This is a genomic window from Arthrobacter sp. JCM 19049 (assembly GCF_001310435.1).
In genome coordinates, this window is record NZ_BAXF01000511.1 from 1 (window position 1) to 1498 (window position 1498).

General features: G+C 66.0%; 2 pseudogenes. One reads left to right on the forward strand and one right to left on the reverse strand.

Annotated elements, in window-relative coordinates:
* A pseudogene (locus JCM19049_RS13920) lies at window positions 1-594 on the reverse strand (3-methyladenine DNA glycosylase); the annotation flags it as partial.
* A gap of 156 nt (window positions 595-750) precedes the next feature.
* Here JCM19049_RS13920 and JCM19049_RS13925 point away from each other — a divergent pair.
* Window positions 751-1498, forward strand: a pseudogene (locus JCM19049_RS13925) (PLP-dependent cysteine synthase family protein); the annotation flags it as partial.

Genomic DNA, 1498 nt, shown 5'->3' on the forward strand with positions numbered 1-1498 from the left:
CACGTGGGCCAGGCGGATCATCGTGGCGGCACGGCTGTGTTCCACCCGTGCCTGCTGCCAATGCCAGCGCGGGATCCCGGCCACGGCCTCGGGCAGCGGAAACAGCCGCATCCCCGACGGTGCGGGCCCGGGGGCCGGGCGCCCATAGTGCCTGATCAGCCACCGCCAGGCGTAGTTCGCCTCGATCCCGGTTACCCGCTGTTCCAGGATTGCCCCGGCGGCATGATCAAAAATCCTTCCGGTGCGCGGCAGGCGCACCGCCGGGTGTTCGCTGCGGCTGCGGCGCACCACATCGGGTAGCGATACGGCGAACGCCGTCTCGTCAAACCCGCTCCAATCATCCTCGGCCCCCAGCAGCGCCGGCCCTTGGGCGAGCGCCCATTGCGCGCCCGGGCCCCAGGCGCTGAAGCTCGCCGAACGCCGGTCGGCCTCCAGCTCAATGCGCAGCGTCGCATCCCCGTCGATGGTGGCGAACACCAGCCAGGCCTGGGATTGCTCCAAGCGGATCGTTGGATCCGCAATGCCCCGGCGCAGGATGGACAGGGTGGAGCGCAGGTCAATCGGCTCGGGGCTCAGCCAGTGCTGCTGCGCCACTTTCGGTAATGGTTGCTGCGACAAGCTTTCGGTTCCCTCCCTGAATTCTGCAATGCTCACCCTTTGCGTCCCCGGGTGGACGATGCCTGTCAATTCAATGACGCAAAGCTACGCAGCGCGGCGACTTAGATGACCTGCGGCGGTAAAGTGCTTGACATGAAGTATGCGTCCACAGTCTTGGATCTGATCGGAAACACGCCCCTGGTCAAACTCAACCGGGTGACTGACGGCATCAAGGCCACTGTATTGGTCAAGCTCGAATATCTTAACCCCGGCGTCCATCAAGGACCGCATCGCCCTGAAGATGGTGGAGCGTGCCGAGCAGAGCGGGGCCCTGCGTCCCGGAGGCACCATTGTGGAGCCGACCAGCGGCAACACCGGTGTGGGGCTGGCGATGGTGGGGCAGCTGAAGGCTATGACACCATTTTCGTCACACCGGACAAGGTGGGCGAGGAAAAACGGGACGTGTTGCGTGCCTACGGTGCCGAGGTCGTGGTGACCGCCACCGCGGTCGCCCCCGATTCGCCCGACTCCTATTACGGGGTCTCGGACCGGCTGGTGCGCGAAATTGACGGTGCCTACAAGCCCGACCAGTTCTCCAACCCCGGCGCCCCGGAGAGCCACTTTGAGACCACCGGACCGGAAATCTGGAATGACACCGACGGCAAGCTCACCCACGTGGTGATCGGTGCCGGCACCGGTGGAACCATCACCGGCACCGGACGCTACCTGAAACAGGTTTCCGCCGACCGGGCCAGCGGGCCGGTACAGGTCATCGCCGCGGACCCCGACGGATCGGTCTACTCCGGCGGCACCGGGCGGCCCTACTTCGTGGAAGGCGTGGGGGAGGACATGTGGCCGGGCAACTACGACCCGCAGGTTCCCGACCGCGTCGAGGCGGTCA